The following is a 26169-nucleotide window of genomic DNA, read 5'->3' on the forward strand; positions in this document are numbered from 1 at the left end:
CAACTCAAGGGATTAAATTAAATTAAGCATCATAAAACACATGATTAATACTTTTTACTTACTAGGGTTAACTGGTCTAGTAAAAACGAAGTAATATCTTAATTCTGTGAAATTGTTATCATAATTGTAATATTAAAATGATGAAATTATAAGCGCTATAATAAAACAAATACTTACAACCAATATTATTTAATTATCTTCTAAGAATATCTAATTAGCTTGTTAATGATAAAACCATGGTTTCAAATCATTAGTAAATGTGTGGTTTTTGTTATTACCAATCATGTAAAGAGATTGTTACAATAAATTAGATGTATCCTGTGCTTGTTTTTCACACTCTCATTTGATCTGTTCATTAAATGAACTAGGTTAATTATGCCCCTGAGGCACAATTAATAAAAATGGAGTTAAACCATGTATAAGAAACAACTGATAGCAATAGCGGTCACTGCAGGATTAGCATCGGTCTCTATTCAAGCCCAAGAGTATCAAGCGCAGATGATTGAGGTCGAACAATCACGTGCTATTAAAGATACCTATATTGTGGTGTTCAACACACCCAGTGTGCTCAACCTTTCAGATCAGATGTCGATTCAGAGCTATGCCATCCAGCAAGGTCAGCAGTTAGCTAATCGTTTCAATATAAACGTAAAGAACAATTTCGGTAGTGCACTGAATGGTGTATTGGTCAGTGGTAGTAAGAAAGAGATCATGGCCCTGCGCAGTGATCCAAATGTTAAATACATCGAACAAGATCAGATGATGTCTATTAACCCTATGGTTAGCGCTGCGGGTGATCAAGGCAGTCCGACCTGGGGTTTGGATAGGGTAGATCAAAGGGACTTGCCCTTAGATGGTAATTATCATTACGATTTCGATGGCAGCGGCGTCACGGCTTATATTATCGATACCGGCGTATTGACCACCCATAATGAATTCGGTGGCCGTGCCAGCAGTGGTTATGACTTTATCGATAATGACAACGATGCCACCGACTGTAACGGTCATGGTACTCATGTGGCCGGTACTATAGGCGGCTCTACTTACGGCGTGGCTAAAAATGTCAGCGTAGTGGGCGTTCGGGTTCTCAGCTGTAGTGGCTCGGGCAGCAACTCAGGGGTAATATCGGGTATTAACTGGGTGAAGAATAATGCTCAGGGCCCATCGGTTGCCAACATGAGCCTAGGGGGCGGCGCATCGCAAGCCACAGACGATGCGGTAAATGCAGCAGTTGCTGCAGGAATCACCTTCGTGGTGGCCGCCGGTAACGATAACACTAATGCTTGTAACTATTCGCCTGCCAGAGCCGTGGATGCGATTACCGTTGGCTCGACAACCAGCAGCGACAGTCGTTCAAGCTTCTCCAATTACGGTAGCTGTTTAGATATCTATGCACCGGGTTCAAGCATCACATCAGCCTGGTACAACTCTAACTCTGCGACTAACACCATCAGTGGTACCTCGATGGCTGCGCCCCATGTCGCGGGTGTTACAGCACTCTATCTGGATCAAACCCCCTCGCTTTCTCCCTCTGAGATTGACGCTTTACTCTCGTCCAGAGCCAGCTCCGGTAAGGTAACCGATGCCAAATCTGGCTCACCGAACGAGTTATTGTTTGCCCTCGAAGGTGCTGGTGGCGGTTGTGGTAATAATTGCCCGGTCGATGAGACTGAGCTGACCAATAATCAGAGTGTTAGCACCAGCGGTGCTACGGGCTCAGAGAATAACTACTTTATCGACGTGCCTGCAGGTGCTACTTCACTCTCTGTTAATCTGTCAGGTGGTAGTGGTGATGCAGATATCTATGTACAGCAGGGCAGTAAGCCGACCTTGAACAGTTATCAGTGTCGCCCTTATAAAGGTGGAAATAACGAGTCTTGTAGCTTCAATAATCCAGCAGCCGGTAAATGGTATGTGATGGTACATGGTTACAGTACTTATTCGAATGCGAGTCTTAATGCCAGCTATTCAACTGGCGGAGGTGGTGGCGGAAACTGCACCGATGCAAATTGTTTAACAAACGGCGTTGCAGTGACAGAGATTAGTGGGGGAAGTGGATCAGAGCAAACTTACAAGGTCTATATCGAGGCGGGTTCACAGTTAACCGTGAGTACCACAGGTGGTAATGGTGATGCGGATCTGTACGTGAAGGCGGGCAGTGCGCCGACCACTAGCTCCTACGATTGCCGCCCCTATAAGAATGGCAACACAGAAACTTGTTCCTTCAATGTCAATCAGTCTGGTATGTATCACATCATGCTAAGGGGCTACAGCACCTTTAGTGGCTTGTCTTTAACCGCCAGCCATTAATTTACAGTTTGAGCTCACCAAAATATAGAAAATAAAAAGCCCTGATGATGAATCAGGGCTTTTTACTCTAATCGAGTGTCTTATACCAATCGGTATTACTCAGTGGGTGCGACAGAAACGGTCCAATGTATGTTTGGCCCATTTTTTTCGGCCTTATATTCCATGGAAGCCTTTTGTCCAGCGGGGATCAGAGAAAAACTGGGCAAGGTGTTGGTATTGCGAAAATCACCTTGGCGGAAAATAAGTTGAGCGGTGACATCGACCTGTTTCTGATTCTCCGATAAGGTATAACGTATATAATTGTAGTCCTTCAGTGTCACTGGAAACTCGCTAGTTTCACCGTTATCGAGGTGAATTTCAGTGGGTCCCGCTTGTACACCGTTCAAGGTTAGCTGTGTTGTCAGCATGTAGCCTTTGGATGTAAAGGCTGACAACATGAAGATGAATAACAGTGATAACAAACTGAATATGATGAGTGTAGGTTTTAACATCAAGATTCCATAGACCTAAGCATTTGATAACGATATTAACATCTTTATGAGCTCGGCCAAGTCAGATTGTCATACAAAGAACTGGTTTACATAATTCATTCAGCTTATATACAGCTAGGTGTTGCAGCCATATATTTGTCCTAAATTAAACTAGAGTATTAAACAATACCTCATAAGTAAGCGTCTTCGGCTAGATCTAAAATCTTCCTTAAGCAAAGCGTTATAACGCAAATTAGACAATATCTTGTTGGCTGTAAGCTTTAGTCTTGGGACGATATTAGGTAATATTCGTACCCAGTTAAGATGTTATTTACCTACAGCAGTAACCAATAGCCATTATGCAGCCACAAACAGACCCTTTTATCGTGCCCAAATGTCTCGATGACATTAATGTCCTCTTCCGGGATGAACATATCTTAGTGATCGATAAGCCTAGCGGCTTACTGAGCCTGTCGGGTAAACATCCACTGAATATTGACTCCGTTCATTATCGATTAGTTCAGGACTATCCGACCTGTACTTTGATCCATCGCCTCGACTTTGGCACTTCCGGTATTATGCTACTCGCCATGAACAAACAGATTAATGCCTTGTTATGCAAGCAGTTCAGTGAGCGGCGAGTCAGTAAACGTTATACAGCCTTACTGCACGGCAATCTTGAGTCTGACTCAGGCTTGGTAGACTGTGGAATAGCAAAGGATATTGAGAATTTCCCGCTGATGAAGTTATGCCAAGTTACGGGTAAGCCGGCGCAATCACAATATCGGGTGATATCACGATTTATTCAGACTGATAACGATAACTTCTTTCTCGATGATACCAGGGCGGGAGATCGACAAGTGACTCGGGTTGAATTTGAGCCTGTAACGGGCCGCACTCATCAACTGAGATTACACAGTCAACATCTGGGCCATCCAATCTTGGGCTGCGATCTGTATGCGACGGATGAAGCATATTTTATGTCTAACCGTTTGATGCTGCATGCATCTCGCTTGTGTTTTGAACACCCCGTTTCCGGTGTGCCAATGACAATAGAGTCCAAGAGTCCGTTCTAATCCCACCAAGTTGTAAGTCTAGGTTTCTGCTATAGCTTTATCTGCATCTCTTTTGTTAAAATCACGCCAATTATGTTAAACGATGTGACTTTTGTCTGGGCTTACCCCCAGATTTTTCTTGTTTATTTGTCACCATTTTCGTTTAACCGCTTCAGTAATTTCAGCACAGTAACATGATAAAAGGGAATGGATATGTATCGAGTTATGACCACCGGATTGGTGACAGTGTCTCTATTGGGCAGTGGAGTCATTCAGGCAGATGAATTTGTCTTGAGTAAACAAACAAAGCCAATATCTCAAGCTGTCAGCTTGGCTTTAGATCCCACTAAAGATGATTTTTCCGGCAGTACCGATATCAAGATACAAGTACTTGAAAAAACAAAGATCATTCAGCTTAATGGCGTCGATTATACCGCAACAAACATTCAACTCTCAGGACAGCAAGCCTGTGAAATGACGGCCAAGATGTTAGATACGGGTATAGTCAATCTTATCTGTGAACAGGAGATAAAGCCTGGCAGTTATAACTTACATCTGGATTTTACCGCGCCTTTTAATCGTCAATCTGTGGGCTTATATAAGACGGTCGATGCCGGTGTACCTTATCTCTTCACTCAATTTGAGATGAGCGATGCCCGTCGCAGCTTCCCGGTATTTGATGAGCCTGAATATAAGATCCCATTCCAGATCACCATTACCGCACCATCGAATGAGAAGGTCTACAGTAACACTCCAGTCGAAAGCACTAAGGTAGAAGGGCAGTTAACGACTCACGTTTTTGCTCAGACCAAGCCGTTACCCTCCTATTTGGTCGCCTACGTGGTGGGTCAATTTGAAGAGGTGACCCTGGAGGGGATGAAAATCCCGAGTCGAGTGATCACCACCAAGGGGAAAATAGAACTGGCCCAATATGCCGTTAAAGAGATGCCAGCCATTCTTAGCGCTTTAGAATCTTATTTTGATGTCGATTATCCCTATAAGAAACTCGATTCGATTGCCGTGCCTGAGTTTCCATTCGGCGCCATGGAGAACGCCGGCCTGGTGACCTATAGAGAAGATATCTTGCTTCTGGATGAAAAAACTGCGAATCAAAATACTAAACAATCATCCGTCTCAGTAGTGGCCCATGAACTCGCCCATCAGTGGTACGGTAATTTAGTTACCATGGAGTGGTGGAATGATTTATGGCTAAACGAAGCATTTGCCAGCTGGATGGCCGCTAAGGTTACCCATCAGCTACATCCTGAATTTGAATCGGACCTTCGTTTATCGAAGAACCGTGTCATGAGCCTGGATGCACGACTATCGACTAAGCCTATTCGTAAGCCTATTAAGACTGAAGCCGATATCATGGATGGCTTAGGACTGGCTTACAGTAAGGGATCCGCCGTCTTATCCATGGTAGAAAACTGGATTGGTGAGGAGAGTTTTAAACAAGGCATTCGTCAATATATCAAGGATAATGCCTTTAAGAATACCCAGGCCGATGACCTTTGGAATGCCTTATCTAAGGCATCGGGTAAAGATGTGGGTAAAGTATTGAGTACTTTTATCGAGCAATCTTCTTACCCGTTAATCACTCTTGATGTAAAGGGTCAATCACTGACGCTTTCTCAGCAAAGATTTGTATTTGCCGGCAGTAAGGCTCCGGATCAGACCTGGGTGGTACCTGTATCTATTAAGTATGGCAAGGGCGATAAGGTAATATCGACAACTGTATTGCTCGACGGTGAAACGAAAACCTTAGATCTAGAATTTACTCCGGATTGGATCTATCCCGATGCCGATGCCATGGGATATTACCGTTGGTTATTGGATGATAAGCAGTTCGCTAACTTGCTCGCCAATGCGAAAACTAAGCTGACGGCGAGGGAGCGTAAGGCACTTATTTCATCTGCCGATGCGCTGCTAGACGGTGGCTTCATCTCGGCCGGTGATCTCTTGGCAATCTTGGGCGAATTTATCGATGACGCCCATCCTCAAATCGTCTCTTCGGCGCTGAGTTATCTGCAGATCCAGAAGATGACCTTTGTCGATGAAAGCAATGAGGCCAAGTGGGCTAAATTTATTAGTGCTAAGGCGAAAGTTGCCATCGATAAATATGGCCTGGTGGCGACGTCCGGTGAGAGTATAGAGATAAGTAAATTGCGTCCTAGTCTTATCGCTATCCTGGCATTTGAAGGAAAAGATAAAGCGGTTATCCGTGATGCTAAAACCGCGAGTCAGGCCTACCTGGCAGGTGATAAATCTGTCGATGCCTACCTGATAGGTACTCAACTTCAGATCGCGATATACTTTGGTAATGACAAGTTAATTCAAGAGTTTAAGACAACATTTGAGACGACTAAGAATCCACAGAAACGCACTAAGTTGATGAGAGCCTTAGGTTATGTTGCCGAGCCAAAACAACAAAAAGCCATATTGGATTACAGCTTAACCGATAAGTTAAACTCTCCTGATCTTAGATATATCATGACGGGTCAGAGTTATACACCCGTCCGAGAAGCCCTATTTCGAGACTGGGTGTACAGCAATTACGAAGCCGTTAAGGCTAAGTTACCGCCATTTTCAGTGGCTAAGTTGCCTAACTACACAGGTACGGGTTGTGATCTCAAAGCACTGGAGCAGACCAATAGTTTCTTCGAGCCTAAGCTTGAAACTTCACCTGAGTTTAAGCGCACTCTGGCCAAACTCAACGAAAAGGTAAAAAACTGTGTTAAGTTAAAGACTCGCGAACAGGCTAGCGTAGACAGTTATCTGCAAAAACTTTAATGTTTAATAGAAGCTGAAAGTGTTAAGTACTCAGTTTTAAGTAAACAAAGAGTAGAGCAGAAACAAAGCGGAGCCTAGGGCTCCGCTTTTTTATGTCAGCTTTTAACTGCTTATACTTTATAATTAAATCTACCGATCTTGTCAGCCAGTTAAGTCATAGAATTATTTAATGGTGTAACCATTTTATTGGTCGATTCTAGCCTGCATAAATTATGCGGGCACGATTATGACTAGTCTTTAGGTTTAAGATAATGTCTCAGGGAGCGGGGATCTGTGTGTCCGGTACGCGCCATGATATACAGATGGTCCTTATCGTTTTCATGCAGCTGAGTTACGCAGCCACTGCGTAAACTGTGGGCTCCATAAAATTCTGGGCTTAAACCCGCTTTACCACAATATTTCTTTATCATCTGGTAGATATCATCGCCACGCAAAAAACCTCGGTTTACTTGGAGGGGATTATCATCGATATCGACACTGGTTTTATTTGCTACCGAGTAAGGTCTGAGCCGCTGACCATCTCGAGACAGAGAGCGAAAAAGATGACCTTGGGTTAATTGTGAAACTTCCAACCAATGTTTAACGGCTCCGAACGCCGAGAAGAGCTCCGACTCGGGCAAGTCTTTCCACTCCTTGTGTCCCTGCTGATTACTTTTAGAGTAGGCCAATCTCACTTTCAATTTTTTACGAAGAAAGTTGACATGGTTAACCTGGATCTCCGCTAGTTCAGAACGACGGAACCCACCTTGAAAACCCAATTGAATAATGGCCTTATCTCGAGCCCTGGTTAATTCTTGCCCCTGTTTATCTATGGTCTGTAACAGTAACTCGAGTTCATCATACATGATGGGCTGCTGATCATAACCCGTGGTCACCCTATGCTTATTTCTACTTAAACCACGCATGACCCGGATCACCAGAGGGTGTTCGGTTGGCGAATGAAAACCGGCTTGAATATGATAGAAACGGATAGCCGCCAGCCGTGTGGTGATGGTCTGCTTAGAAAATTGTGTGCCAGTCTTTTGATGCACTTGTTCTTTCTGATGACCTATAAATGAGATCACCGAACGTGGGTCCGCGGGCAGATTACTCAAACCATGATGCTGGCAATATTGAGTAAATATATTGAAGCTAGAACGATAGACACGGCGAGTGTTAGCCGCGACTTCATATTCAGTCTCACTGGCGGCGCTCTTGAAATCATCCAAGATTGAGATCGGCAGTTCCGTCTCCTCGAAGAAACTCTTATCACTAGTGACTTGGCGCTGATTGATGCTGAGCTTATTCATGATAAATCACGCATGTTTTCCCTGGAAACAGAGCCGAAATTATAGCTTTTGCTGTCAATATCTACCAGTGATAATCGTCATTATCACTGGTAGCGATGAATTTAGTACCAACTTAGGAGGATATAAGAATAAGTGGAAATTTAACGAGAGTCGGAAAGGGTTACGGATGGGCACAATAGTGAGTAGTGACTTAACTGGATTTGCTAAGAGCACATTAAAAGATGACCGGTCATCTCACCAATTCTGAATATAGGATATTATGACCTGCATGTGTGGTGTATTGATAAGTTCGGTTTATAACAGGAGTTGATACTGAAAATGTCTGCTACAAGCTAATAAAGAGTTTTAAGCTATTCAATAAACCTTATATATTCATATTTAGCTGCCGAATAGATACACTTTCATCATTACATATCGGCTAATAAAGGCTTAACCAGAGATATTAGCCGTAAAAACGAACAGCTCTATTTCTATAGATTAGGTGCATTACTGGCATTGAATTGTAAAATAAAAGAGTGGTGCAACCATTTTATTGGCTGTGCGTAGAGTAATAATTAAACAGATTAATCACTTAAGTTATATGATTCTAGTGACATAATAATGGTTGCACCATACTATTGTTTTTGACATTATTACTAAGCAACAGGTGTGCAGAGCAGTAGACTCTAAAAAACAAGAGTAAACTAAAATCAAAATTAAAATTAAAAGTAGAACAAGATGAAAGGGAATAGGATGAGCTGCAAACATCCATGGCTTTATCACGGAGAGTCGCCTAAAGCGGGAAGGAAATTATTGTTACTCGAAGTCGATGAACTCACATTTGCCTTACCTCTTATCTATCGTCTTATTCACCCGGCTGAGATAGATCAGAAGTCAGATTGGTTTAGTGCCAGTGTTGTGACTGCAGATGAGAAACAAAACAAAGAATATATTTCGCTGGTGGAGTTATTACAAAAAGTCACACAAGAGCGCAAGAAGTTGACAAATTTAATTGATCCCTTAACGCGATTAAACCAGAGCTTGAATCAATATTTTAGCGACTATGGTTGGCGAATGGTACGCAAAGAACTGTCTCAGATTAAGAAGCGACAGAAGAAGTCTCATATTGAACTGAGTAAAGATCTGATCGTAAAATTGAAAGCTTATATGGAGCAGGAACGTTTAGACAGTTTCGATCAAGCCATAGATAATTTGCTGAGCGAAGTCGAATCCTTTAAAGCGACAGATCATCAGCAGTACTCTTAATCATTGTTATCTGAGTAGCAGACGGGTTACGACAAACACCTAATGGTGGGGAGGTATCGTAACTGAGTGATGAGCTAGTATTTTTATAGGCCGAGTTTATCCTCTAAGCAGAGAGCCCTGATACAGTAAGAAAAGTGTCCTTTGACACACTTGGCGCTATGCCGATTTACGTTTATCCGTTAGCTCTCTTGTATCAAAGTTTAGTCGACTTTGATACAAATTGGTAATTTTTGAGCCCAATTAATCTAGTCATAACTCAGCTGTACACCTTTATTCATCATGATTTTGACCAATTGAATATTCAGATTATTAAGTGAAATTATTTAATGACCTGACTGGTCATGTACCTGCTAAAACCATTATTTTTGTGGTGATCGGGTGCCCAGCCTAAAATAAATCGTTGGAAATCGGCCCAAGCAACCGCAAAAAGAGGTCTCCATTCCCGTTCAATATCCTTAGCCATTATTGCTGAACACCTGTTAATTAATGCCTGATCAAGTTTTAAAAAGTAAAAGCGGGTGAGGGAAGCATGGTGTTGCTTGCATTCTTCTTCAGACAAACAGCTGCCGATGAAATACACCAAATCTCTCATGCCACAACCTCCACCGACATATTGAAAGTCTACGGCGGCGACTCGTGAGCTGTCCTCGCTGAAACAGAAATTTGCCACCTTGGCATCACCATGAATAAGTGTTTTAAAACGGGTTTGGTTTAATAGTGCATCGAGTCTGTGAGCCGATTGCTTGAGGCTAGAGTCTGGCATGGCTTGATACTCATCTTCCCGGGTACCTAAGTGCCAGTAACAGCCTATCTTCCACAGTCCTTTAGGCCAATTAACTTGAGGCGAATCCTGCATGAAATGTCCATGAAAATTCGCAAGCCATTCTATGCACACCTTAGCTTGCTCTAGTGTTAATCTCTGATGCCGAATGGGAAAACCTTCGGTATCGAGATCGCTAAGCAAGATAATAGCCGCACTATCACGTTCGATGCAGGTCGAGTGAGTATCATAGGCGTCAACTGCTGCATAGACTTGGTCATGGGATGATAAGCCATAGCAGGTGGGGACTCGAGAGTCTTCATCACACATCTTGGACCAGCTATGATACCAATTTGCTTCTACGCGGTATGAGAGCAATTTTCTTTGATGAGAAGCCGAGGTGTTCCAACCTCTAGGATGCTGAGTCTTCTCGGGAGGACGAATTGATTTGACGATAATACTGGCTGGACAGGTTTGTCCTTCGAGTCGATAACGGACTATCTCACCATAACCACTCCAGAGTGTTTGAATGGTTTCTACAGGAATAATAGAATCACAACTGATTGTTTGTGATATAAAATCTTCAATTTCCAAGGCTAATCACTTAAGTTATATTTACCGCCGATGATAGCTTATATCTTTGAGATTGGGTACAGGATAGGCAGAGATCCTATATCAATATCTACCTATTCCGGTAACATCTTCAATGATTAAATCGTAAACTGAGCGATCTGACTATTTAACTTCTCAGTCTGTCGCTCGGTATTATTGATTGATCGATTTACATTTTGGATCTGCTGTACACTTTCCTCCGCCTTGTCACTGATGTCTATGATATTTTCATTAACTGCTGAGTAAACTCGGTCATCTGAATATCCATGCCTGCACTACCAATCAGGGTGTTATTTCGATACAAGGGCTGGCGCATGGCTAATGCCAGTCTACCTGATAGGTCTCGTTGAGGATCTTCGATGTATACGGTTCTGTTTGAGCAGGTCATTCCACCAAGGGCGCTGGGATACGTTGTAATCATTTTCTATGTATCGTCCAAACTTATCGTAATATTCGTGTGTGACTACCGATGAAAAGTAGGGAGTGACAATTAAGGGATCTTGGTCGGCAATTTGACTAATGTAATCGAGAAGTGTGACGACGGTTCGATTGTCAGCATAGCTTGCGGCTCTCACCGTTAATCACAGAGATTTATGTTACAAGCTTTGGATTACTCTTTAGTGGATAAGCGTTATAATTATCAGACCGATTATGTTTGGTTTATATCAATGCCTAAAACAACCCCCTTGCCCAAAGAGAAGAGACTAACGGTATTATGCAGAATAGAGCCTGGCTGCCTGGGGCCCGACGGTTTAGATCATATCGCCGATTTTTGCCGTTTCGCCAATCAGGAACTCAAACAAGTTGATGCGAACTTCATTATCTGGTTACCACTTCCACGCTATGATAAATCCCTGCCAGAGATGCAGTATTCGGTGAATCAGAAACAATTGAGTCATGACAAGGCTGCCCAATATCTGGATCATTTCAAAAGTGACTTAGATGATTTTGAAGAACATTTTCATGATAAATTATCGGTTTTAATAGACGAATTTCTGGCAAATATTAAGGCCTGATTTTCAAGCTAGCTCTATGAGTTACTTGGTATTTTACGATTTGTGTGTACATTAGTCTGGTTATAACTAAAATTACATTTGATTCTCCTCATTACTCCTTCCAAGGAATAAACTAATGGCTAAACATCTCTTTATAACCGGTGCAAATCGAGGCTTGGGCCTGACTATGGTCAAACAGTATCTACAGGCTGGTTGGAACGTTACAGCATGTTGCCGCGAGCCTGAACAAGCTGGCGAGTTAACACAACTGCTCGAAGAAAATGAACCCCTGTCTGTTTTTCAGCTGGATGTCACCGATTATCAGGCGTTACAGCAGCTTGCCGATAATTTGCAGGGTAAGCCCATAGATCTGCTGATCAATAATGCGGGCTATTATGGGCCCAAGGGCAGTACCCTTGGAGATATTGACGTGGAAGAATGGCGCAGGGTTTTTGAGATCAATTCAATCGCCCCTTTAAAAATATTAGAAGCCTTCAGAGCAAACCTCAAACTGGTATCTTCGAGTATCTTTGCGATTCTATCATCTAAAATGGGCAGCATGGGTGATAACACCAGTGGTGGTGCCTACATATACCGTTCATCGAAAGCCGCAATTAACTCAGTGGTTAAGAGTCTATCGGTTGATCTAAGAGACGATAACATCGCAGTCGTTGCCCTGCATCCTGGCTGGGTGAGAACCGAAATGGGCGGCCCCAATGGTCTTATCGATGTTCAAGAGTCGGTAACCGGGTTAAAGCGGGTATTAGATGGGCTAGACATGAGTCAAACCGGTGGTTTTTTAGACTTTCGTGGACAAGACATTCCTTGGTAATACCAGGTATCCATGGTGTCTGGTGTCTGGTGTCTGGTGTCTGGTGTCTGGTGTCTGGTGTCTGGTGTGAAAATCATAAGTCAATAACAAAAATATAAGGTACTAACTGACATTAGTACCTTATATTTGCGCTCTTGTTGCAGTTTATTGGCATAGGATGAGCTAGTTTGCTCTTGGCTTTGCCTTATCGAGTCCAAATGCGGGTGAAATGCACTTCTTCACCTCGAAGCTATAGCCATAATCGGCAGCTTTATCACGGCGTATTTCTACAATTTCGTAATCGTTGAGCTCTACGATATTACTACCTGGCGCAATGGCACAACGTGAACGGCTGTCAGACTCGAGTTGATAAGCAAATCTGGCGATCATGCTTCTGACCATTTTCTCATAATCCTCACGGACATTTTCATAGTTGTCCACTTGTTCTTTTTTCTCCGCATCACTGCCGTTAAAAGATAGGCCGATTGTTAGGGAAGCATCGTCGGTTTTATCTTTTTCTCGCAGGTTGGTTAACTCATTAGATAACTCTTCTTTATCTTGTGCGGAAAGCTCATTCATGACCAGACCATCTGGATCGCTAAGATCCTGGCTTAACTCATCGTCCAGGCTCGTAATCAACATCAGATGATAAAGCACGACCGAGGATAAAATAAGGCGGATGAACATGGTGGTGAATCTGAAATGGTTGTGATTAATGAGTTTAAGGCCCGTTACACCGAAGGGTTTTAGCAACAAGAGACAGAGTAAATAGAAGGGCACAGCCACTTGTAACATCAATATGGCCAATGCCGTCATGACGATAATCCAGGCGGGTAGATACAGCAAGATGGCAAAGTTATGTGTGTATGAGAAATGCTCAGTGGATACCCCGACGACTTCATTGACCACGGAAGCCGCCCCAGCGATGGCGAAATTGGCTATCACGGCATAGAAGAGGAGTAACACGGCCTTACCCGATAAACTGTGCCAGACTCGTTCAAAAAGGGGCCAAAATTCTAGAGTTAAGGCTGCCACAGTCACTATGGCGACCATGCCAAAATTATCAGAAAATATGAGTAAAAAGAGGGCTAACAGGTATAACTTTTGGGCTACCGTTAGCCTGCCAAGCAGGCCACTCATTGTACCTAGTATTCTCGCAATAAATTGATAGATGATAATGATGAGCTTCTTGGGCTTGTCGATGGCCTGCTTAAAACGTACACCCGTCTCTTCTTGGGGTAACTTTTCCATTAATACCTGATCCTAAACTATTCCATATGGATCAAATAGTAACCTTTGATTAACAAATGCTCCACTGGTATTACAGTAAATAAACGTTTGGATAAAAAAGTAGCAAATAAAACGCCCCATGGTCATCAAAAACCATGGGGCGTTAATACCGGATAGCATAAAGCCTACCAATTAGATCTTAGGGTAGTTAGGCCTGATGTCGGTTGGGATTTGTGCCATCTTCTCGTTCAAAGCGGCAACTTCGTCGGCCATAACGGCATATTTAGCTAAGAAGTCCTTAGATTGTTGATAATCACCTAAGGCTTGGATCATACAAACATCCCGGACAAGATCTGAGATTGCTTGGGTCATCTTATCAAAATTAACGGTATACCTTTGTGTACTGGAATCGAAACTGAATGCCTGCTTCTCTTTGAAATAGTTGTATTGAAACGCCGCACCGGCTCCATGAGCTTCATGCACACCGAAACGCATTGAACGGAATAATCCGGCAAAGTAGGTGACTAACATATTATTTTTCTCAGACTTAGGTAGCACATCTTTATCCATCAAGAACAACATGTTGTACGCACCCATTACATCGGCTTTACCTTCTTCAATCTTAGAGTAAGTCTCTTGTAGTTGCTCGGAAACTGTGGTGGTTTTGCCGTCCTTGACGATAGTTCCCGGACCTAAGCCATGGGATAATTCATGAAACAGGGTCTCATTGAAGAAGTAGCGTTCCATAAGCAGTGACTGCTGTGGTTTGGCGATGATCAAGGCTGATATCGGCTGCATCACCGCCTTGTATTTAGCATTCAGTACGTTTTTGAGCATGACTTTTTTACTGCCTTTTACCTCACGCACATATTCATCGTTAGGTAAATTAAAGGCCGTAGTTTGCACCGCTGGCTTGTTATCACCGCCGCCAGCAACTTGATCCACGACAGAAATCGGTGACTCAGAACCACGCTGAAAATTCTTATGTTCATCAGGAATAGGCAAGTTTAGCTCCATCCCCTTAAGATATTGCTTATACACGTCGAGCTTGGCACTGTCTTCTGGGTTACGCACGGTAATAAAAGCTTCAAAAAAGGTCTTATAGCCGAACAGCTTGTCAGTATATGTCTCATAGGGGCCGATAGCCACTTCAAGTGTGCCATCAAGATCCATCCAGGCCATCTCAGAGTCGCGGTATTCATCGCTGAGGAAGGCATCGGCTCGCTTAGACAAGAAGGTCTTTAGGCTAGCATCTTGTGTTAAGGCGGCGGCCTCGCGCATCAATAGCGCCGCCTGCTGCATATCTGTTGCATAAGCCTGACTGTACGGGATGGCGACCAGTTTATCGCCTTGGCGCTTAATCACGGTATAGCCACTCTTGAATGCCGCTTCATCCTGAGGATGGTCTTGGATCCATTGATTAAACTCAGCCTTAGTCATGTCGGTCGGGTATACCCCGGCGCCCTCTGGGCGAGTGATATCACCGAAGAAGGTTTTATCACCTTCCAGTGTATCCCAGGGACCGTAGTGAAGGTCATAGAGAGAGAGTAATTGTTCAGTATTCGTCAATTTAGAGTCTTGGATCTGCTGTCTTATCTCGGCATTATTTTCATAGGTCTGCTCCAGATACACCTTGTCCAGAACATCTGCAACTGAGATGAGTTTACGCAGGACCTGCTTATCGATATCACTTAAGCTGGACAGATCGGCTTGCATGTCCACAGTTAGAAATTTGTCGAGCATGGCTTGATATTTATCAGTAGCCGCAACAACTTCAGTTGCTTCTAGTGTCTTAGTATCTTGACTGGCCTGTGGTTTAGTGTGGCTAATCTCAACATCCGGTGAGCATGCCGACAGCGCGGTTAGCAAGGCTAACGATAATAATGATTTTTTCATTTAAAGATTTCCCCATCTTTTGTTTTTATTGGCGCTAACGTTACAGGTAAATACTGGTTTGATAAACCCTGAACAAGGAATCGCCGTATTAAATTTTTTACACATCTTGTCTTAGGAGATTCGATGAGTAAAAGAAAAAACACAGCGAAATCTGACTAACTATGTACTTATCTCGCATTTTTGTTTAGCTTATCTTCACATATTCACCGAAACCGATTGGTTCGCAGGAGAGCACTATGATTCAAACGTTAAGCCCAGAGCATTTTGCAGATGTTATCTCACTGGGTAATCAGGTTCATGGTGACGGCTATCTGGATGAGGCATCGTTAGCAACTCTATATCGAAAAGGGATCAAGGATGAGATAAACGCAAATTTTGTCGCCCACCAAGATGGAAAACTGATTGGATTTCGTCTCACTTACGCACCGGGAAATTGGCAAACAGATAAATGGTGTACCCCCCATGCATGGGGAATAGAACCCCAAAGAGTCTGTTACTTTAAGTGTAATACCGTAGCCGAGCCATATCGAGGTGTGGGAATAGGGGGCAAGCTGCTGAGTGCCTCTATAGCAGCGACCAAACGGCAGGGAGCGACAGCTGGAATAAGCCATTTATGGCAGCAGAGCCCGAACAACTCGGCGGTGAGATATTTTACCAAGGCTGGTGCTATGCTGATAAAGGAACATCCAGATAGATGGAATGACACCAAGGAACACCCTGATTATATCTGTGTGATCTGTGGCGCAGATTGCCACTGCACCGCCTGTGAAATGTTGCTCATTTTCAAGTAACAGTTTCAGGTCTGAGTTAGATCTGGCTCAGATATACTGCAGCACTGTCACCACTTAATTCCTCAATAACTGACCTCAAATAAAGAAAAACATGGCCCAGAACCCTATTAACTCCAAGCATTTCGACCCTCTTCTAGCCTCGGGTCCTGGAGGCCTTAGTTGGCCGGACTCATATTGGGCAAGTACCATAGCATCGCCGCCTCAAATAAGCCCAGCACTCACAGGCACCAATCAAACCGATGTTGCCATCATAGGCGGAGGCTACACAGGACTACTGACGGCCTATTATTTAGCAACAGAATTTAATATTCATGCCACCGTATTAGAAGCCAATCGGATAGGATTCGGTGCCAGTGGCCGTAATGCGGGATTCGTACTCAAAGGCTCAGGCCGACTAGGTTATAGCCAGATGGCCAACCGGTGGGGACTGGATACGGCGAAAGGCATTTATAGTGAATTTAGTCAGGCCGTCGAGCGCGTCAGTGATCTTATCAAGGATAATAGGATATTGTGTGAGCCCCAGCAACCTGGCTATCTTAAAATCGCCCATAATGCCAAGGCCCTCAAGCAACTTAAGCAAACCGCAGAGTTTATTACCCGTGAGCTTGGTGGTCAGGCTGAATTTATCCCCTTAAAGCAACTCACCAATGAGTACATGGCCCATAAGCAAGCTTATGGGGCGCTGAGGCTAGCGGATGGTTTTGGCATAAATCCACTTAAGTTAGTGTTGGGATATAAACAGCTAGTAGAAGCTCAAGGGATTAAGATCTATGAAAATTCTTGTGTCGAGCAGTGGATCGAGGAGCTGGGTAAGCATAGATTGATCACCGAGCAAGGAGAGTTGCTTGCAAAACGCGTAGTGACCGCGGGCAATGCCTATACGCCTAAACAGTTTAATCCTCGAGTCGATAGAAAATTCTTACCCATATTAAGTAATATTATCGTCACCGAGCCTCTGACGGCGGAGCAATTGAGTGAGTCGGGTCTCAAAACCCATCAAGTGACCATGGATACCCGTATTCTGAAGTATTACTATCGATTATTGCCTGACAATCGTCTCTTGTTTGGTGGTCGTGGGGCCATATTTGGTAAAGATGCATCGGACCCCGTGTATGCACAAAGACTTAAATATGCACTCAACCAATGTTTTCCTGTTTTAGCGGATGTCGGGGTGTCATACAATTGGACTGGGTGGATTGCGGCCGCCATGGATGATATGCCCCATGTTTACCAAGCTGATGGGGTCGGTTATAGCTTGGGCTATTGCGGCTCAGGTGTCTCCTTCAGCGCCCAGGCTGCATTTCGTCTCGCCCAAAGTATTGCAGGTGATAAAACTCCCGACTTGCCTCTCTACAGACAGGCTTTACCCGTATTTCCTATGCCGGGTCTGAGGCGTTTGGGTCAATGGGCTTATTACCATTATGGCTGGCTAAGAGACAGATATGGCTAGCTCTTCTCATCCAATCTGGGTATTAATGAAAGGGAAAGAATGACACTTGGCTGGCATCCTGATTAGCATCTAGATTGGCTTTGTTTGTCATCTTTTTCATGATCTCGTAGGAGCTATGATCATAGGGAGGCACAAACATATTTCCCTTAAGGATTTTGCTTGCATCACCCAGCATAGTATTGACTGGTGCTAGTTTGGATGCTGGTACCATAGAGAGCTCTCGAGACACACGAGTTTGAACCTGTTTGCTAATAAAATAATTAGCAAAGATTTCCGCCGCTTCGAGTTTCCTACCTTTTAGTCCCTTAACGAAATTGATCGTATCTAGCCAGGCCATGTGTCCTTCCTTGAAGTCAATCAACTGCCAATTAGCCCCTTTCTCATTTTCAGCGTGTATTTCAGGCCCCCAGCTACTAACAATCAGCAAATCCTTATGAAATTTAGGCGAGGTTTTCCAGAAATCACCAGCGGCTCGATAAAGAGAGGATAGCTGTTGCTGCGTTACTCCCTTAGGATCAGAAATTTTTCTAACAACTTGGCGGTCTTCCTCTAGCAATGCCTCGTATAAAGAGAAGGGGGAGAGGCCCTGTCTCATTAAGGCTAAACCTAAGTTATACCACTCCTGAGATTGGTTTAAGGAGAACTTATTTTGCCATTCATCTTGCCAGAGTGCATCGACTGACTCAGGCACCTCGTCTTCCATCACTTTATTTTTATCGATATAGAAACCATATATACCACCGCCCCAGGGAATATACAGGGGTTGATTCTTGCTATTCATTCCCATGTCCAGCCCAGTGAGATTAGGATAAAGGTAGGCATAATTCGTTAAACGGGGGGAGTGGATATCTATGGCTTGAATCAATTTAGCCGTTTTCTCTTTTTGCATCTTGATGAAGAAGAGAGTGAGAAAGGTGATATCACACTGCTTAGCACGAATGATATCGAACATCTGCTCCGCCCCCTGGGCATAGGGAGCGACAATATCGATTTTATATTTATATCCCTTCTCATCTAAGAGTGTATTGACCTTATCTACGTCCTCTGGAGTCACATATCCTTCCCAAGTTAGTACCCTTAGCCAATGATCAGCCTGAGTCTCCTTAGCAAATAGAAGCGTAAATATCAGGGTTAACACGATAAGGATAGCGCTGGGAAAGGTCATATTTTTGATAGAGGTCATAGAACACCTGTTATTGGTCTATTGTCAGGTTTTACTTATTAAGCTTAGTTCAGCATTTATCTGTTTGATATTGGATCTCTTTAGTGCGAATTAGCGCCGTACTTGCTATCATTAACGACTGCTCAACAGGGGAACAAAATGAAATCACAATTAGATAAGATGCTCACTACACACGACAAGCTAGTGCACTCAGAAGGGGTAAAGATTATTTCTCATACTCAAAGAGATGTTGAAGAGTGGGTACAACATACTGTGATGATAGAGGGCTGTGATGCGCCATTTAAGTTCAGACGCCCCAAGAAATTCAAATGTCTTAAGGGAAACCGCGTCAATATGACCTATTATCCAGAAACCGAGAAAGTGGCGGGATTCGAAATTGAGGTGATGAAGGTGGTCCGAATTAAGCGGTATTAAGCTTTTATCTCATTTTGGTTAACTTGAAGCTAAAAACTGCACCCAGTTGAAATTCTGCAATAGAAAATGACTCAATATCTCTGATAAACTCAGTGATCTTATATCTCCTATACAGGCGATATAACTTAATTAACTCATATATCATTAAGTCTACATTCAGTCATTTTATCTTACTCTCTTCCTGTTTACGGCTAATACTGATCGTAGTAGCCTATTAACATTGTGATTACAATTAAGGTATCCCGATGAAGAAAGTATTATTAATGGCAGGTTTGTTCCTGTTCCACACAACTGCCTCTGCTTCAAATGTCATTATCGATAAATCTGGTGTTGATGAAAAAGATTACATTTTCGATATGCATGAGTGTACTGAACTATCACAGCAGGCCCAGAAAAAACAAACAGAAGGTGGTTTGGTATCGGGTGCAGCTAAAGGGGCAGCCCTAGGCGCGGCTGCTGGCGCTATTTCCGGAGGATCAGGTACCGATGGTGCTAAAACAGGTGCGGCCATAGGTGTGGTTGGTGGCGCCCTGGGAAGAAACCGCTCTAAGAGACAAAATGAATCCAGCCATGAAGCTGAGAAACAGATGGTGGTTAAAAATTGCATGATTAACCGAGGCTACACGGTACTCAACTGATTTAGACAAGATACTCCACCGGCATAAAAAATCCCGCGACAAAGCGGGCTTTTTTATGCCGTAAATTTCTTATGGGCTCAGCGAGTAAATGAGGACCTCATTCTAAAGTCTGATACAGCGTACGGTTAAGCAAAGGTTCAGCTAGCTTTTTACATAATAGCCTCAGAGTTATCCCATTCCTCGAGGTATTTTATGCAGACACAGTCCATTCAAGATAGCTTATTTGAAATTAAATATTCTGATTCTATAAATGCACAGGCCAGAGCCGCTAACTCTGTAATACCTCAGGGTTCTCACCGATTTAAAGAGGCAATAAACAACATAAGCATTCTGTCACAGTGTTCACTAATGGCTCATTATCAGGGTGTAAAGCAATCCACAGTGCCGACACTACTGGCTCATAAATCAGATGCCCTTGAGATGTATAGAGTGGTGACCTGTTCACAGGTCAGTCCCGCCGAGCAAGACATCTTGCTTGGATACATAAATCAGACGATTTATGCCTTAGACGATGGGCTTAGGTTTAACGTTAAACAATTATTAGTGTATGGCGTTTAACATTGAGCGTCATTGACTCTGTTGCGATAAGTACAGAAGATGGAGTATCTAGATATTCATACCCAGAGGTATGCACTCAGATACTCCATTTTTATTCAAACCTCTTTGTGACCAGTATTCCTTAATTATACAGATAGTTAACTGTCTTGGCTGCCCATCTGGGATTGCACATAGTTCTGAATTCCCATCTTGTCTATCAGGCCAAGATGTTGTTCTAGCCAGTAGATATGATCCATCTCGGTATCATCGAGTAGATCTTCGAGTATTTCCCGGCTGATGTAATCTTGCTCTTTCTCACAGATCCCAATGATCTTTCTGAGGCTTTCCGCCACGGTTCTTTCTGCCGCAAGATCGTTTTCCAGCATTTGTTTGACGTTATCGCCAACATTAATCGGTTGCCTGCTGGCTGTATCAGGTTTGCCTTCCAGAAACAATATGCGTTGAGTCAGGCGCTTTGCATGCTCCAACTCCTCTTCATATTCGTGAGCCAGCTTCTCATGGAGTTTATTGATCCCCCAATCTTCATACATCTTAGAATGAGCCAGATACTGATCCATTGAGGTTAACTCAAGGGTGAGTTGTTTGTTTAAGTGGTTGATGACATTCTGAACACCTTTCATGTTAATCCTCCATCATGGTTTGCTGGTAATTTTCAATGCCTGTGGCATCGATAAGGAACTGTTGCGACTCGATCCAATCAAGGTGATCTTCTTCACCTTCTAAGATATCTTCGAGTAACTCCCGACTGACGTAATCCTCTTCGGTTTCACACAAGGCGATAGCACCACGTAATGCCGCAATTTGTTCTTCTTGTAGTTCTTTATCGCACTGGATCATCTCTGCTGTGTGCTCACCTATCCTCAATTTATTCAGCTGCTGCAGGTTAGGAAGGGCCTCTAGAAACAAGATACGTTCAATCAGATCATCGGCTTGTTTCATATCGAGAATCGATTTTTTATATTCTTTCTCGTTAAGCTCCTCTAATCCCCAGTTTTTATAAATGCGGGCATGTAAGAAGTATTGATTGATTGAAGTGAGTTCTAACAGCAACATCTGATTCAGTACTTGGGTGACTTTACTCTTGCCTTTCATCAGCACTCTCCAAAAGCTCGTTAATTTTGTTGGCCCTGTCGGCCAACAGTTAGCAATGGGGCTCGATGTCATTCAAACAAGCAGCCACCACCATAGTGAAACTTGGTCCTTACCACTTAAATAATAGATAATGTAAGCCTGTGTGCTAGACCAAATTATTATGCTTGAAAACATTATAGGCCTGTGAAAGATAAGCAATTTATAAGAATAAGGAGAGTGATTCTCATTCACGAATCAAATATATCCAAGACAAAAAACACCTCATTGGTTAATGAAGTGTTTTTTGTCTTGAAGGGTGGGGAATACTATTTCGTTTAGTGTATAAAAACAGGGAGTTTAACCTAGTAAGCCAGCTTTTTACTTGTGGGTATTTAGCTTCCTGCCAATGTCATTGAGCAGTTGGTGCGCCATCTTACAGTCCCTGTCACCGAGTAAGCTCATGCCATCGAGTAACCAGCGGGACAGTTTTACATCATCATGGGCATCGAGCTGCTGTAACAATATCTTGGTTCTATTTTTCAGGGCCTGCAGTTGACCCTCTTGTGCATCGACTTGCCTAAGGTTGAGCCGATTATTGACTTCGCTAAGGGCGTAACTGTATACCATGACAGCCTGAGCCAGATTGAGCGAAGGATAGTCGTTTATCAAGGGCACATAGGAAAAAAGATCACATAACTCGAGCTCACTGTTGGACAAACCACTGGACTCTCGACCAAAGAGTAGGGCAATCTTCTTTACTGAGCCTGATTGTCGTAATACTGTATTTTTAAGCTCGTCAGGCGTTAAATATTGTCTGGGAGTTCCTCTCTCTCTCGCAGTGGTTGCTATCAAGTGATCATATTGCGCTCGAATGTCTGCAACTGAGTCAACGACTAAGGTTCGTTCCAATATATCTGTGGCACCATGGGCCAGCCAATGGGCCTCTTTGTCGAGATGTAGGTTTGAATTGACTAGAATAAGCTGTTCAAAGCCCATGGTTTTTATTGCCCTAGCGGCGGCGCCAACATTGGCTGGACGACTAGGTTCTACGAGCACGAAAACAAGAGACATATAAAAGGCAGACTGAAGAGGATAAACGGTGGCATATTTTTACCTGAACTAATGCCAAAGTAAATGGATCTGCGAGTTATTTTACACTCCGGAGTCAATCACTCTTTGGCCACTTGCACATGAGGCTGGATGCAGATGTTAACCTGAAGCAGGACGCTGAGTTTCCATACGAAATTCGAGTTTGAATATGCCAAACATAATGATGACCTTAGTCACTCGTTAATGTTATTATTTTGTGATGCTTGGCAAGCGTTGTCTTGCGATCGAATTTTTGCGCTTACAACTGGATGTAGCCAATGGACCTTAACCTGCCACTGTGTCGTCGATTACGACACATCTGCTTAGTTAAAAAATCACTTTTTTTCTTTGCCATATTTTACTACCTGCTTGCAACGTGCTCCAGCGCCAGTGAAAATGATCAGGACATTAAAAATACCAAGCATAAAAAACAACTGATCATAGCCAATTCTAAGGCATGGAAACCTTTTTCTTATATAGATACTAATGGCGAGGCTCAAGGTTTACTCATTGATATCTGGAAGGAATATGCCAGAGTCAACGATGTAGATGTGTCATTCCTCTTAACAGATTGGAATGATTCATTGCAAGCAGTTAAAGCTAAAGAGGCAAATGTACATGCTGGCTTGCTTTGGTCCGAACACAGAGAAACTTACCTGGACTTCCTCCCTGGCATAGTCAAGATCGATACCCAACTATTCTTTTCATCTAAGCTATTGGGCACAGATGTACGCAACTATCTCGAGTCGGGTAGGGTAGGCGTGGTCTTTGCGGGCTATGAAGAAACATATATGATGAAGCACTATCCTAAGGTTAAGCTCATCGCTTTTGATAATAATGAACTTATGCTGAAGAGTGCATTTTCAGGTGAGATTCATGCCTTCGTAGCAGATTTTCAAGTCGCCAACTTTTACTTATACACATCACAAAGACCTAATCAGTTTTCTCCGGTGAAGCATCTTTATAGCGGATTAATTAGGCCTGCGGTCGCTGAAGGTCAAAACCGATTAAGGCTGGAACTTCAACATGGTTTTAAACAGATCTCAGCCGTGGATCTTGAGCGCATACAGCGTAAATGGATCCATGTAGAAACGGTTTACCCCAAATACTTGTTACCCATGTTTTTCGCGTTAATCCTCCTGTTGACGGCGGCCTATATATTTCACCTACGCAGAGCCGTTGCACATAGAACCCATGAGCTGCACCAATTAAACAGAGAGTTACAAAGACTCGCCTCCATAGATGCAATGACTAACATCTATAATCGTCGTTATTTTATCGAGCTGTTACAACAGGCTTGTGATGACAACCAGACCGGGCTTTCTCTGTTGCTGTTTGATATAGACAGATTTAAGTCGATCAATGATAATTTTGGCCACAGTGTCGGCGATTTCATTATTTGTGCGATGGTCAAGACGATTAAACGGCAACTCCCTCCCGAAGCTGTATTTGGCAGGATAGGAGGAGAGGAGTTTTGTATTTTCATTCAGGGACTCACACCTGAACAATCTCAAGAATTAGCCAAACGAGTTCAATCATCGGTGACTAGTAGCCACTACTGCCAGAATAATATTCGTCATGCGGTCAGTATCAGCCTAGGCGCTGTCTACTGTGAAGAGGCTAACATCGATCACCAATTTCTGATTAATCAAGCCGATCACCTTATGTACATAGCAAAATCCATGGGGCGGGATTGCTACCAGTTCAATAAACTCTAATGTAATTAAATGTTATTTTCGGCTAAACAAGGATGAATCAACGATCTTATCGCCTCGAATCAAGCCGAGCAGAAACCATTATCAGATGACCTGGCTGCAGAAGGTTTCATCCTAGAACAAGTAGGCGTTCTAGATTCTGCAATCGCCCTGAGTCAATATACAGCTAAAAAGCAGAGCCCTAGCCAACAAATCACAAACGATTCATTCACACACCACAAGACAGAGACTGAGCGTCAGAGCCCAAGATGTCAGATTGGTCACAAACCCGCATCGATGGCTTTACCACTGCCCAACCTACCAGCCCCTTATTAGGCCTGTTATCCATTCCTTCTATCAAACTTGTGGCGGTTTGTTATTGATGCTTGGACAATTTATGGGGTGGAGAAGAAGAGGGCAGTAACAAGGCCCAAGTTTGTTACCTCATAAAAAAGGAAGCAAAATGCTTCCTTTTTAATGTTCTGCCAAACAAGATCGCCTATTTGTATATACAAGTACTGGTCTAGACAAGTAAACATATCCGAGACGGCATATCATCTTGGCATAAAAAAGCCAACCTTGAAGGTTGGCTTTTTCGAAAACTTGTTTAGATTACTTGGCAGTCATCAAGGCGACGGCATTATCTAGCATACGGTTACTGAAACCCCACTCGTTGTCGTACCAGGCCATGACTTTGACAAGACGACCGTTGACGCGAGTTTGGGTAGCATCGAAGTTACATGAGAATGGGTTGTGGTTGAAATCAATAGAAACCAAAGGCTCCTTGTTGACGGCTAACACTTCACTCATTGGTGATAGTGATGCTGCACTTTCGATAATGGCATTGATCTCTTCTACCGTAGTATCACGCGTCGAGATGAATGTTAAGTCGACCAAAGACACGTTAACAGTCGGAACACGTACTGCCAATCCATCGAATTTACCGGCGAGCTCAGGAAGCACGAGTCCAACGGCTGCAGCAGCACCTGTCTGAGTCGGGATCATTGACATTGCAGCAGCACGAGCACGACGTAGGTCGGTGTGGTAAACATCTGACAGACGTTGGTCGTTAGTGTAAGCGTGAATCGTTGTCATCAAACCAGACTCGATACCGATCTCATCGTTTAATGGCTTAACCATAGGTGCTAAACAGTTTGTGGTACAAGAAGCATTCGAGATCACAGTCATGTCAGAGGTGATGACATGGTTGTTAACACCGTAAACGACTGTTGCGTCTACGTTTTTACCCGGTGCAGAGATAAGGACTTTCTTAGCGCCTGCATCAAGATGCGCTTGTACAGCTTCTTTAGATGTGAAGATACCAGTACATTCAAATACCACATCAATTTTTAATTCGGCCCAAGGTAGTTTAGACGGGTCTCTTTCTGAGAATGTCAGTATCTTATCTTGGTTAACATAGATGGCTTCATCGTCATGATCGACTTTAGCGTTGAAACGACCATGAACAGAGTCATATTTGGTCAGGTGAGCGTTGATAGATGCATCGCCAAGATCATTGAGTGCAACGATCTGGATTGAATAATCCTTTTCGCTTTCATAAAGTGCACGTAAAATATTTCGTCCGATACGGCCATAACCGTTAATTGCTACGCGGATAGTCATTCGATATCCCTCTGGTGATTTGTAAAATTATCTTCTGGTTGTAAAATTACCAAACTGACAGCTACCGTCAAGTAATATCCCCTGTAAAAGCCATTTATACGTAACAATTTCGCTTTTATTTTTACATTGGTCATGTTTTTAACAAAAACTAGCATGTTCTTTGTAAATATCTTCCAATATGGCATACATTTT

At 43.2% G+C, this 26169-nt stretch carries 23 protein-coding genes; 12 read left to right on the top strand and 11 right to left on the bottom strand.

The window, feature by feature from the left end; translation table 11 throughout:
* Nucleotides 1–414 precede the first annotated feature (414 nt).
* Nucleotides 415–2310, top strand: coding sequence for a S8 family peptidase (locus tag FM037_RS14100; protein WP_144046521.1), 1896 nt, complete (start codon nucleotides 415–417; stop codon nucleotides 2308–2310).
* Between the two features lie 95 nt (nucleotides 2311–2405).
* Here FM037_RS14100 and FM037_RS14105 read toward each other — a convergent pair whose 3' ends face one another.
* Entirely contained in the window at nucleotides 2406–2801 is a 396-nt protein-coding gene (locus tag FM037_RS14105; RefSeq protein ID WP_144046522.1) for a hypothetical protein, read from the bottom strand.
* Nucleotides 2802–3139: 338 nt separating this feature from the next.
* Between FM037_RS14105 and FM037_RS14110 the strand changes: the two genes are divergently transcribed.
* A complete protein-coding gene (locus FM037_RS14110; protein WP_144046523.1) occupies nucleotides 3140–3856 on the top strand; it encodes an RluA family pseudouridine synthase in 717 nt (238 codons plus the stop codon).
* 192 nt (nucleotides 3857–4048) lie between these two features.
* Nucleotides 4049–6628, top strand: coding sequence for a M1 family metallopeptidase (locus FM037_RS14115; RefSeq protein WP_144046524.1), 2580 nt, complete (start codon nucleotides 4049–4051; stop codon nucleotides 6626–6628).
* A 230-nt stretch (nucleotides 6629–6858) separates the two neighbouring features.
* Here the strand turns inward: FM037_RS14115 and FM037_RS14120 are convergent, their stop codons facing one another.
* The gene (locus FM037_RS14120; protein WP_144046525.1) at nucleotides 6859–7917 is read right to left on the bottom strand and encodes a tyrosine-type recombinase/integrase; all 1059 of its coding nucleotides are present in this window, start codon (nucleotides 7915–7917) and stop codon (nucleotides 6859–6861) included.
* 732 nt (nucleotides 7918–8649) lie between these two features.
* Here FM037_RS14120 and FM037_RS14125 point away from each other — a divergent pair.
* Entirely contained in the window at nucleotides 8650–9162 is a 513-nt protein-coding gene (locus FM037_RS14125; RefSeq protein ID WP_144046526.1) for a hypothetical protein, read from the top strand.
* Nucleotides 9163–9481: 319 nt separating this feature from the next.
* Here the strand turns inward: FM037_RS14125 and FM037_RS14130 are convergent, their stop codons facing one another.
* Complete coding sequence (locus tag FM037_RS14130) at nucleotides 9482–10516, bottom strand: oxidoreductase family protein (protein ID WP_185977034.1); 1035 nt, start codon at nucleotides 10514–10516, stop codon at nucleotides 9482–9484.
* A gap of 235 nt (nucleotides 10517–10751) precedes the next feature.
* Nucleotides 10752–10955 (bottom strand): hypothetical protein, encoded by a 204-nt coding sequence (locus tag FM037_RS14135; protein WP_144046527.1) that lies wholly within the window; start codon nucleotides 10953–10955, stop codon nucleotides 10752–10754.
* Between the two features lie 247 nt (nucleotides 10956–11202).
* On the opposite strand from FM037_RS14135, the gene FM037_RS14140 reads away from it, so the two are divergent.
* On the top strand, nucleotides 11203–11550 hold the full coding sequence (locus FM037_RS14140) for a hypothetical protein (RefSeq protein ID WP_144046528.1): 348 nt from the start codon (nucleotides 11203–11205) through the stop codon (nucleotides 11548–11550).
* A 115-nt stretch (nucleotides 11551–11665) separates the two neighbouring features.
* Nucleotides 11666–12361 carry an SDR family oxidoreductase gene (locus FM037_RS14145; protein ID WP_144046529.1) on the top strand — a complete coding sequence of 232 codons (696 nt, stop codon included), beginning with the start codon at nucleotides 11666–11668 and terminating at the stop codon, nucleotides 12359–12361.
* Nucleotides 12362–12523: 162 nt separating this feature from the next.
* Here FM037_RS14145 and FM037_RS14150 read toward each other — a convergent pair whose 3' ends face one another.
* Together FM037_RS14150 and FM037_RS14155 are read right to left on the bottom strand one after the other, a co-directional pair.
* On the bottom strand, nucleotides 12524–13591 hold the full coding sequence (locus FM037_RS14150) for a hypothetical protein (protein ID WP_144046530.1): 1068 nt from the start codon (nucleotides 13589–13591) through the stop codon (nucleotides 12524–12526).
* A gap of 171 nt (nucleotides 13592–13762) precedes the next feature.
* Nucleotides 13763–15466 carry a dipeptidyl-peptidase 3 family protein gene (locus FM037_RS14155; protein ID WP_144046531.1) on the bottom strand — a complete coding sequence of 568 codons (1704 nt, stop codon included), beginning with the start codon at nucleotides 15464–15466 and terminating at the stop codon, nucleotides 13763–13765.
* Nucleotides 15467–15702: 236 nt separating this feature from the next.
* Between FM037_RS14155 and FM037_RS14160 the strand changes: the two genes are divergently transcribed.
* Nucleotides 15703–16257 carry a GNAT family N-acetyltransferase gene (locus tag FM037_RS14160; RefSeq protein WP_144046532.1) on the top strand — a complete coding sequence of 185 codons (555 nt, stop codon included), beginning with the start codon at nucleotides 15703–15705 and terminating at the stop codon, nucleotides 16255–16257.
* 91 nt (nucleotides 16258–16348) lie between these two features.
* Nucleotides 16349–17707, top strand: coding sequence for an NAD(P)/FAD-dependent oxidoreductase (locus FM037_RS14165; RefSeq protein ID WP_144046533.1), 1359 nt, complete (start codon nucleotides 16349–16351; stop codon nucleotides 17705–17707).
* A gap of 22 nt (nucleotides 17708–17729) precedes the next feature.
* On the opposite strand, the gene FM037_RS14170 is transcribed toward FM037_RS14165, so the two are convergent.
* Entirely contained in the window at nucleotides 17730–18890 is a 1161-nt protein-coding gene (locus FM037_RS14170; RefSeq protein WP_227992809.1) for an ABC transporter substrate-binding protein, read from the bottom strand.
* A gap of 138 nt (nucleotides 18891–19028) precedes the next feature.
* Here FM037_RS14170 and FM037_RS14175 point away from each other — a divergent pair, with 138 nt between their 5' ends.
* From FM037_RS14175 to FM037_RS14185, 3 genes are all read left to right on the top strand, one after another.
* Nucleotides 19029–19304: a hypothetical protein gene (locus tag FM037_RS14175; protein ID WP_144046534.1), complete on the top strand. Its 276-nt coding sequence runs from the start codon at nucleotides 19029–19031 to the stop codon at nucleotides 19302–19304.
* Nucleotides 19305–19549: 245 nt separating this feature from the next.
* A complete protein-coding gene (locus FM037_RS14180) occupies nucleotides 19550–19942 on the top strand; it encodes a glycine zipper family protein (protein ID WP_144046535.1) in 393 nt (130 codons plus the stop codon).
* Between the two features lie 348 nt (nucleotides 19943–20290).
* Nucleotides 20291–20500 carry a hypothetical protein gene (locus FM037_RS14185; RefSeq protein WP_144046536.1) on the top strand — a complete coding sequence of 70 codons (210 nt, stop codon included), beginning with the start codon at nucleotides 20291–20293 and terminating at the stop codon, nucleotides 20498–20500.
* Nucleotides 20501–20637: 137 nt separating this feature from the next.
* On the opposite strand, the gene bfr (FM037_RS14190) is transcribed toward FM037_RS14185, so the two are convergent.
* From bfr (FM037_RS14190) to FM037_RS14200, 3 genes are all read right to left on the bottom strand, one after another.
* The gene (gene bfr, locus FM037_RS14190) at nucleotides 20638–21120 is read right to left on the bottom strand and encodes a bacterioferritin (protein WP_144046537.1); all 483 of its coding nucleotides are present in this window, start codon (nucleotides 21118–21120) and stop codon (nucleotides 20638–20640) included.
* Nucleotide 21121: 1 nt separating this feature from the next.
* The gene (gene bfr / locus FM037_RS14195) at nucleotides 21122–21592 is read right to left on the bottom strand and encodes a bacterioferritin (RefSeq protein WP_144046538.1); all 471 of its coding nucleotides are present in this window, start codon (nucleotides 21590–21592) and stop codon (nucleotides 21122–21124) included.
* A gap of 357 nt (nucleotides 21593–21949) precedes the next feature.
* Nucleotides 21950–22642: a tRNA/rRNA methyltransferase gene (locus FM037_RS14200; protein WP_144046539.1), complete on the bottom strand. Its 693-nt coding sequence runs from the start codon at nucleotides 22640–22642 to the stop codon at nucleotides 21950–21952.
* 296 nt (nucleotides 22643–22938) lie between these two features.
* Between FM037_RS14200 and FM037_RS14205 the strand changes: the two genes are divergently transcribed.
* Nucleotides 22939–24378 carry a transporter substrate-binding domain-containing diguanylate cyclase gene (locus FM037_RS14205; RefSeq protein ID WP_144046540.1) on the top strand — a complete coding sequence of 480 codons (1440 nt, stop codon included), beginning with the start codon at nucleotides 22939–22941 and terminating at the stop codon, nucleotides 24376–24378.
* A gap of 588 nt (nucleotides 24379–24966) precedes the next feature.
* On the opposite strand, the gene gap is transcribed toward FM037_RS14205, so the two are convergent.
* Complete coding sequence (gene gap, locus FM037_RS14210; RefSeq protein WP_144046541.1) at nucleotides 24967–25977, bottom strand: type I glyceraldehyde-3-phosphate dehydrogenase; 1011 nt, start codon at nucleotides 25975–25977, stop codon at nucleotides 24967–24969.
* Nucleotides 25978–26169 lie beyond the last annotated feature (192 nt).

This window comes from Shewanella psychropiezotolerans (genome assembly GCF_007197555.1).
In the GTDB taxonomy this organism is placed as follows: Bacteria; Pseudomonadota; Gammaproteobacteria; order Enterobacterales; family Shewanellaceae; genus Shewanella; species Shewanella psychropiezotolerans.

Bases quoted from the DNA above. Each gene is read 5' to 3' on its own strand.
- FM037_RS14180 (WP_144046535.1), top strand. From the start codon at position 19,550: ATGAAGAAAGTATTATTAATGGCAGGTTTGTTCCTGTTCCACACAACT.
- FM037_RS14105 (WP_144046522.1), bottom strand. From the start codon at position 2,801: ATGTTAAAACCTACACTCATCATATTCAGTTTGTTATCACTGTTATTC.
- FM037_RS14185 (WP_144046536.1), top strand. From the start codon at position 20,291: ATGGCTCATTATCAGGGTGTAAAGCAATCCACAGTGCCGACACTACTG.
- FM037_RS14145 (WP_144046529.1), top strand. From the start codon at position 11,666: ATGGCTAAACATCTCTTTATAACCGGTGCAAATCGAGGCTTGGGCCTG.
- FM037_RS14120 (WP_144046525.1), bottom strand. From the start codon at position 7,917: ATGAATAAGCTCAGCATCAATCAGCGCCAAGTCACTAGTGATAAGAGT.
- FM037_RS14170 (WP_227992809.1), bottom strand. From the start codon at position 18,890: ATGACCTCTATCAAAAATATGACCTTTCCCAGCGCTATCCTTATCGTG.
- FM037_RS14110 (WP_144046523.1), top strand. From the start codon at position 3,140: ATGCAGCCACAAACAGACCCTTTTATCGTGCCCAAATGTCTCGATGAC.
- FM037_RS14165 (WP_144046533.1), top strand. From the start codon at position 16,349: ATGGCCCAGAACCCTATTAACTCCAAGCATTTCGACCCTCTTCTAGCC.
- FM037_RS14100 (WP_144046521.1), top strand. From the start codon at position 415: ATGTATAAGAAACAACTGATAGCAATAGCGGTCACTGCAGGATTAGCA.
- gap (WP_144046541.1), bottom strand. From the start codon at position 25,977: ATGACTATCCGCGTAGCAATTAACGGTTATGGCCGTATCGGACGAAAT.
- FM037_RS14140 (WP_144046528.1), top strand. From the start codon at position 11,203: ATGCCTAAAACAACCCCCTTGCCCAAAGAGAAGAGACTAACGGTATTA.
- bfr (WP_144046538.1), bottom strand. From the start codon at position 21,592: ATGAAAGGCAAGAGTAAAGTCACCCAAGTACTGAATCAGATGTTGCTG.
- FM037_RS14205 (WP_144046540.1), top strand. From the start codon at position 22,939: ATGGACCTTAACCTGCCACTGTGTCGTCGATTACGACACATCTGCTTA.
- FM037_RS14135 (WP_144046527.1), bottom strand. From the start codon at position 10,955: ATGATTACAACGTATCCCAGCGCCCTTGGTGGAATGACCTGCTCAAAC.
- FM037_RS14115 (WP_144046524.1), top strand. From the start codon at position 4,049: ATGTATCGAGTTATGACCACCGGATTGGTGACAGTGTCTCTATTGGGC.
- FM037_RS14175 (WP_144046534.1), top strand. From the start codon at position 19,029: ATGAAATCACAATTAGATAAGATGCTCACTACACACGACAAGCTAGTG.
- FM037_RS14155 (WP_144046531.1), bottom strand. From the start codon at position 15,466: ATGAAAAAATCATTATTATCGTTAGCCTTGCTAACCGCGCTGTCGGCA.
- FM037_RS14200 (WP_144046539.1), bottom strand. From the start codon at position 22,642: ATGTCTCTTGTTTTCGTGCTCGTAGAACCTAGTCGTCCAGCCAATGTT.
- FM037_RS14125 (WP_144046526.1), top strand. From the start codon at position 8,650: ATGAGCTGCAAACATCCATGGCTTTATCACGGAGAGTCGCCTAAAGCG.
- bfr (WP_144046537.1), bottom strand. From the start codon at position 21,120: ATGAAAGGTGTTCAGAATGTCATCAACCACTTAAACAAACAACTCACC.
- FM037_RS14160 (WP_144046532.1), top strand. From the start codon at position 15,703: ATGATTCAAACGTTAAGCCCAGAGCATTTTGCAGATGTTATCTCACTG.
- FM037_RS14150 (WP_144046530.1), bottom strand. From the start codon at position 13,591: ATGGAAAAGTTACCCCAAGAAGAGACGGGTGTACGTTTTAAGCAGGCC.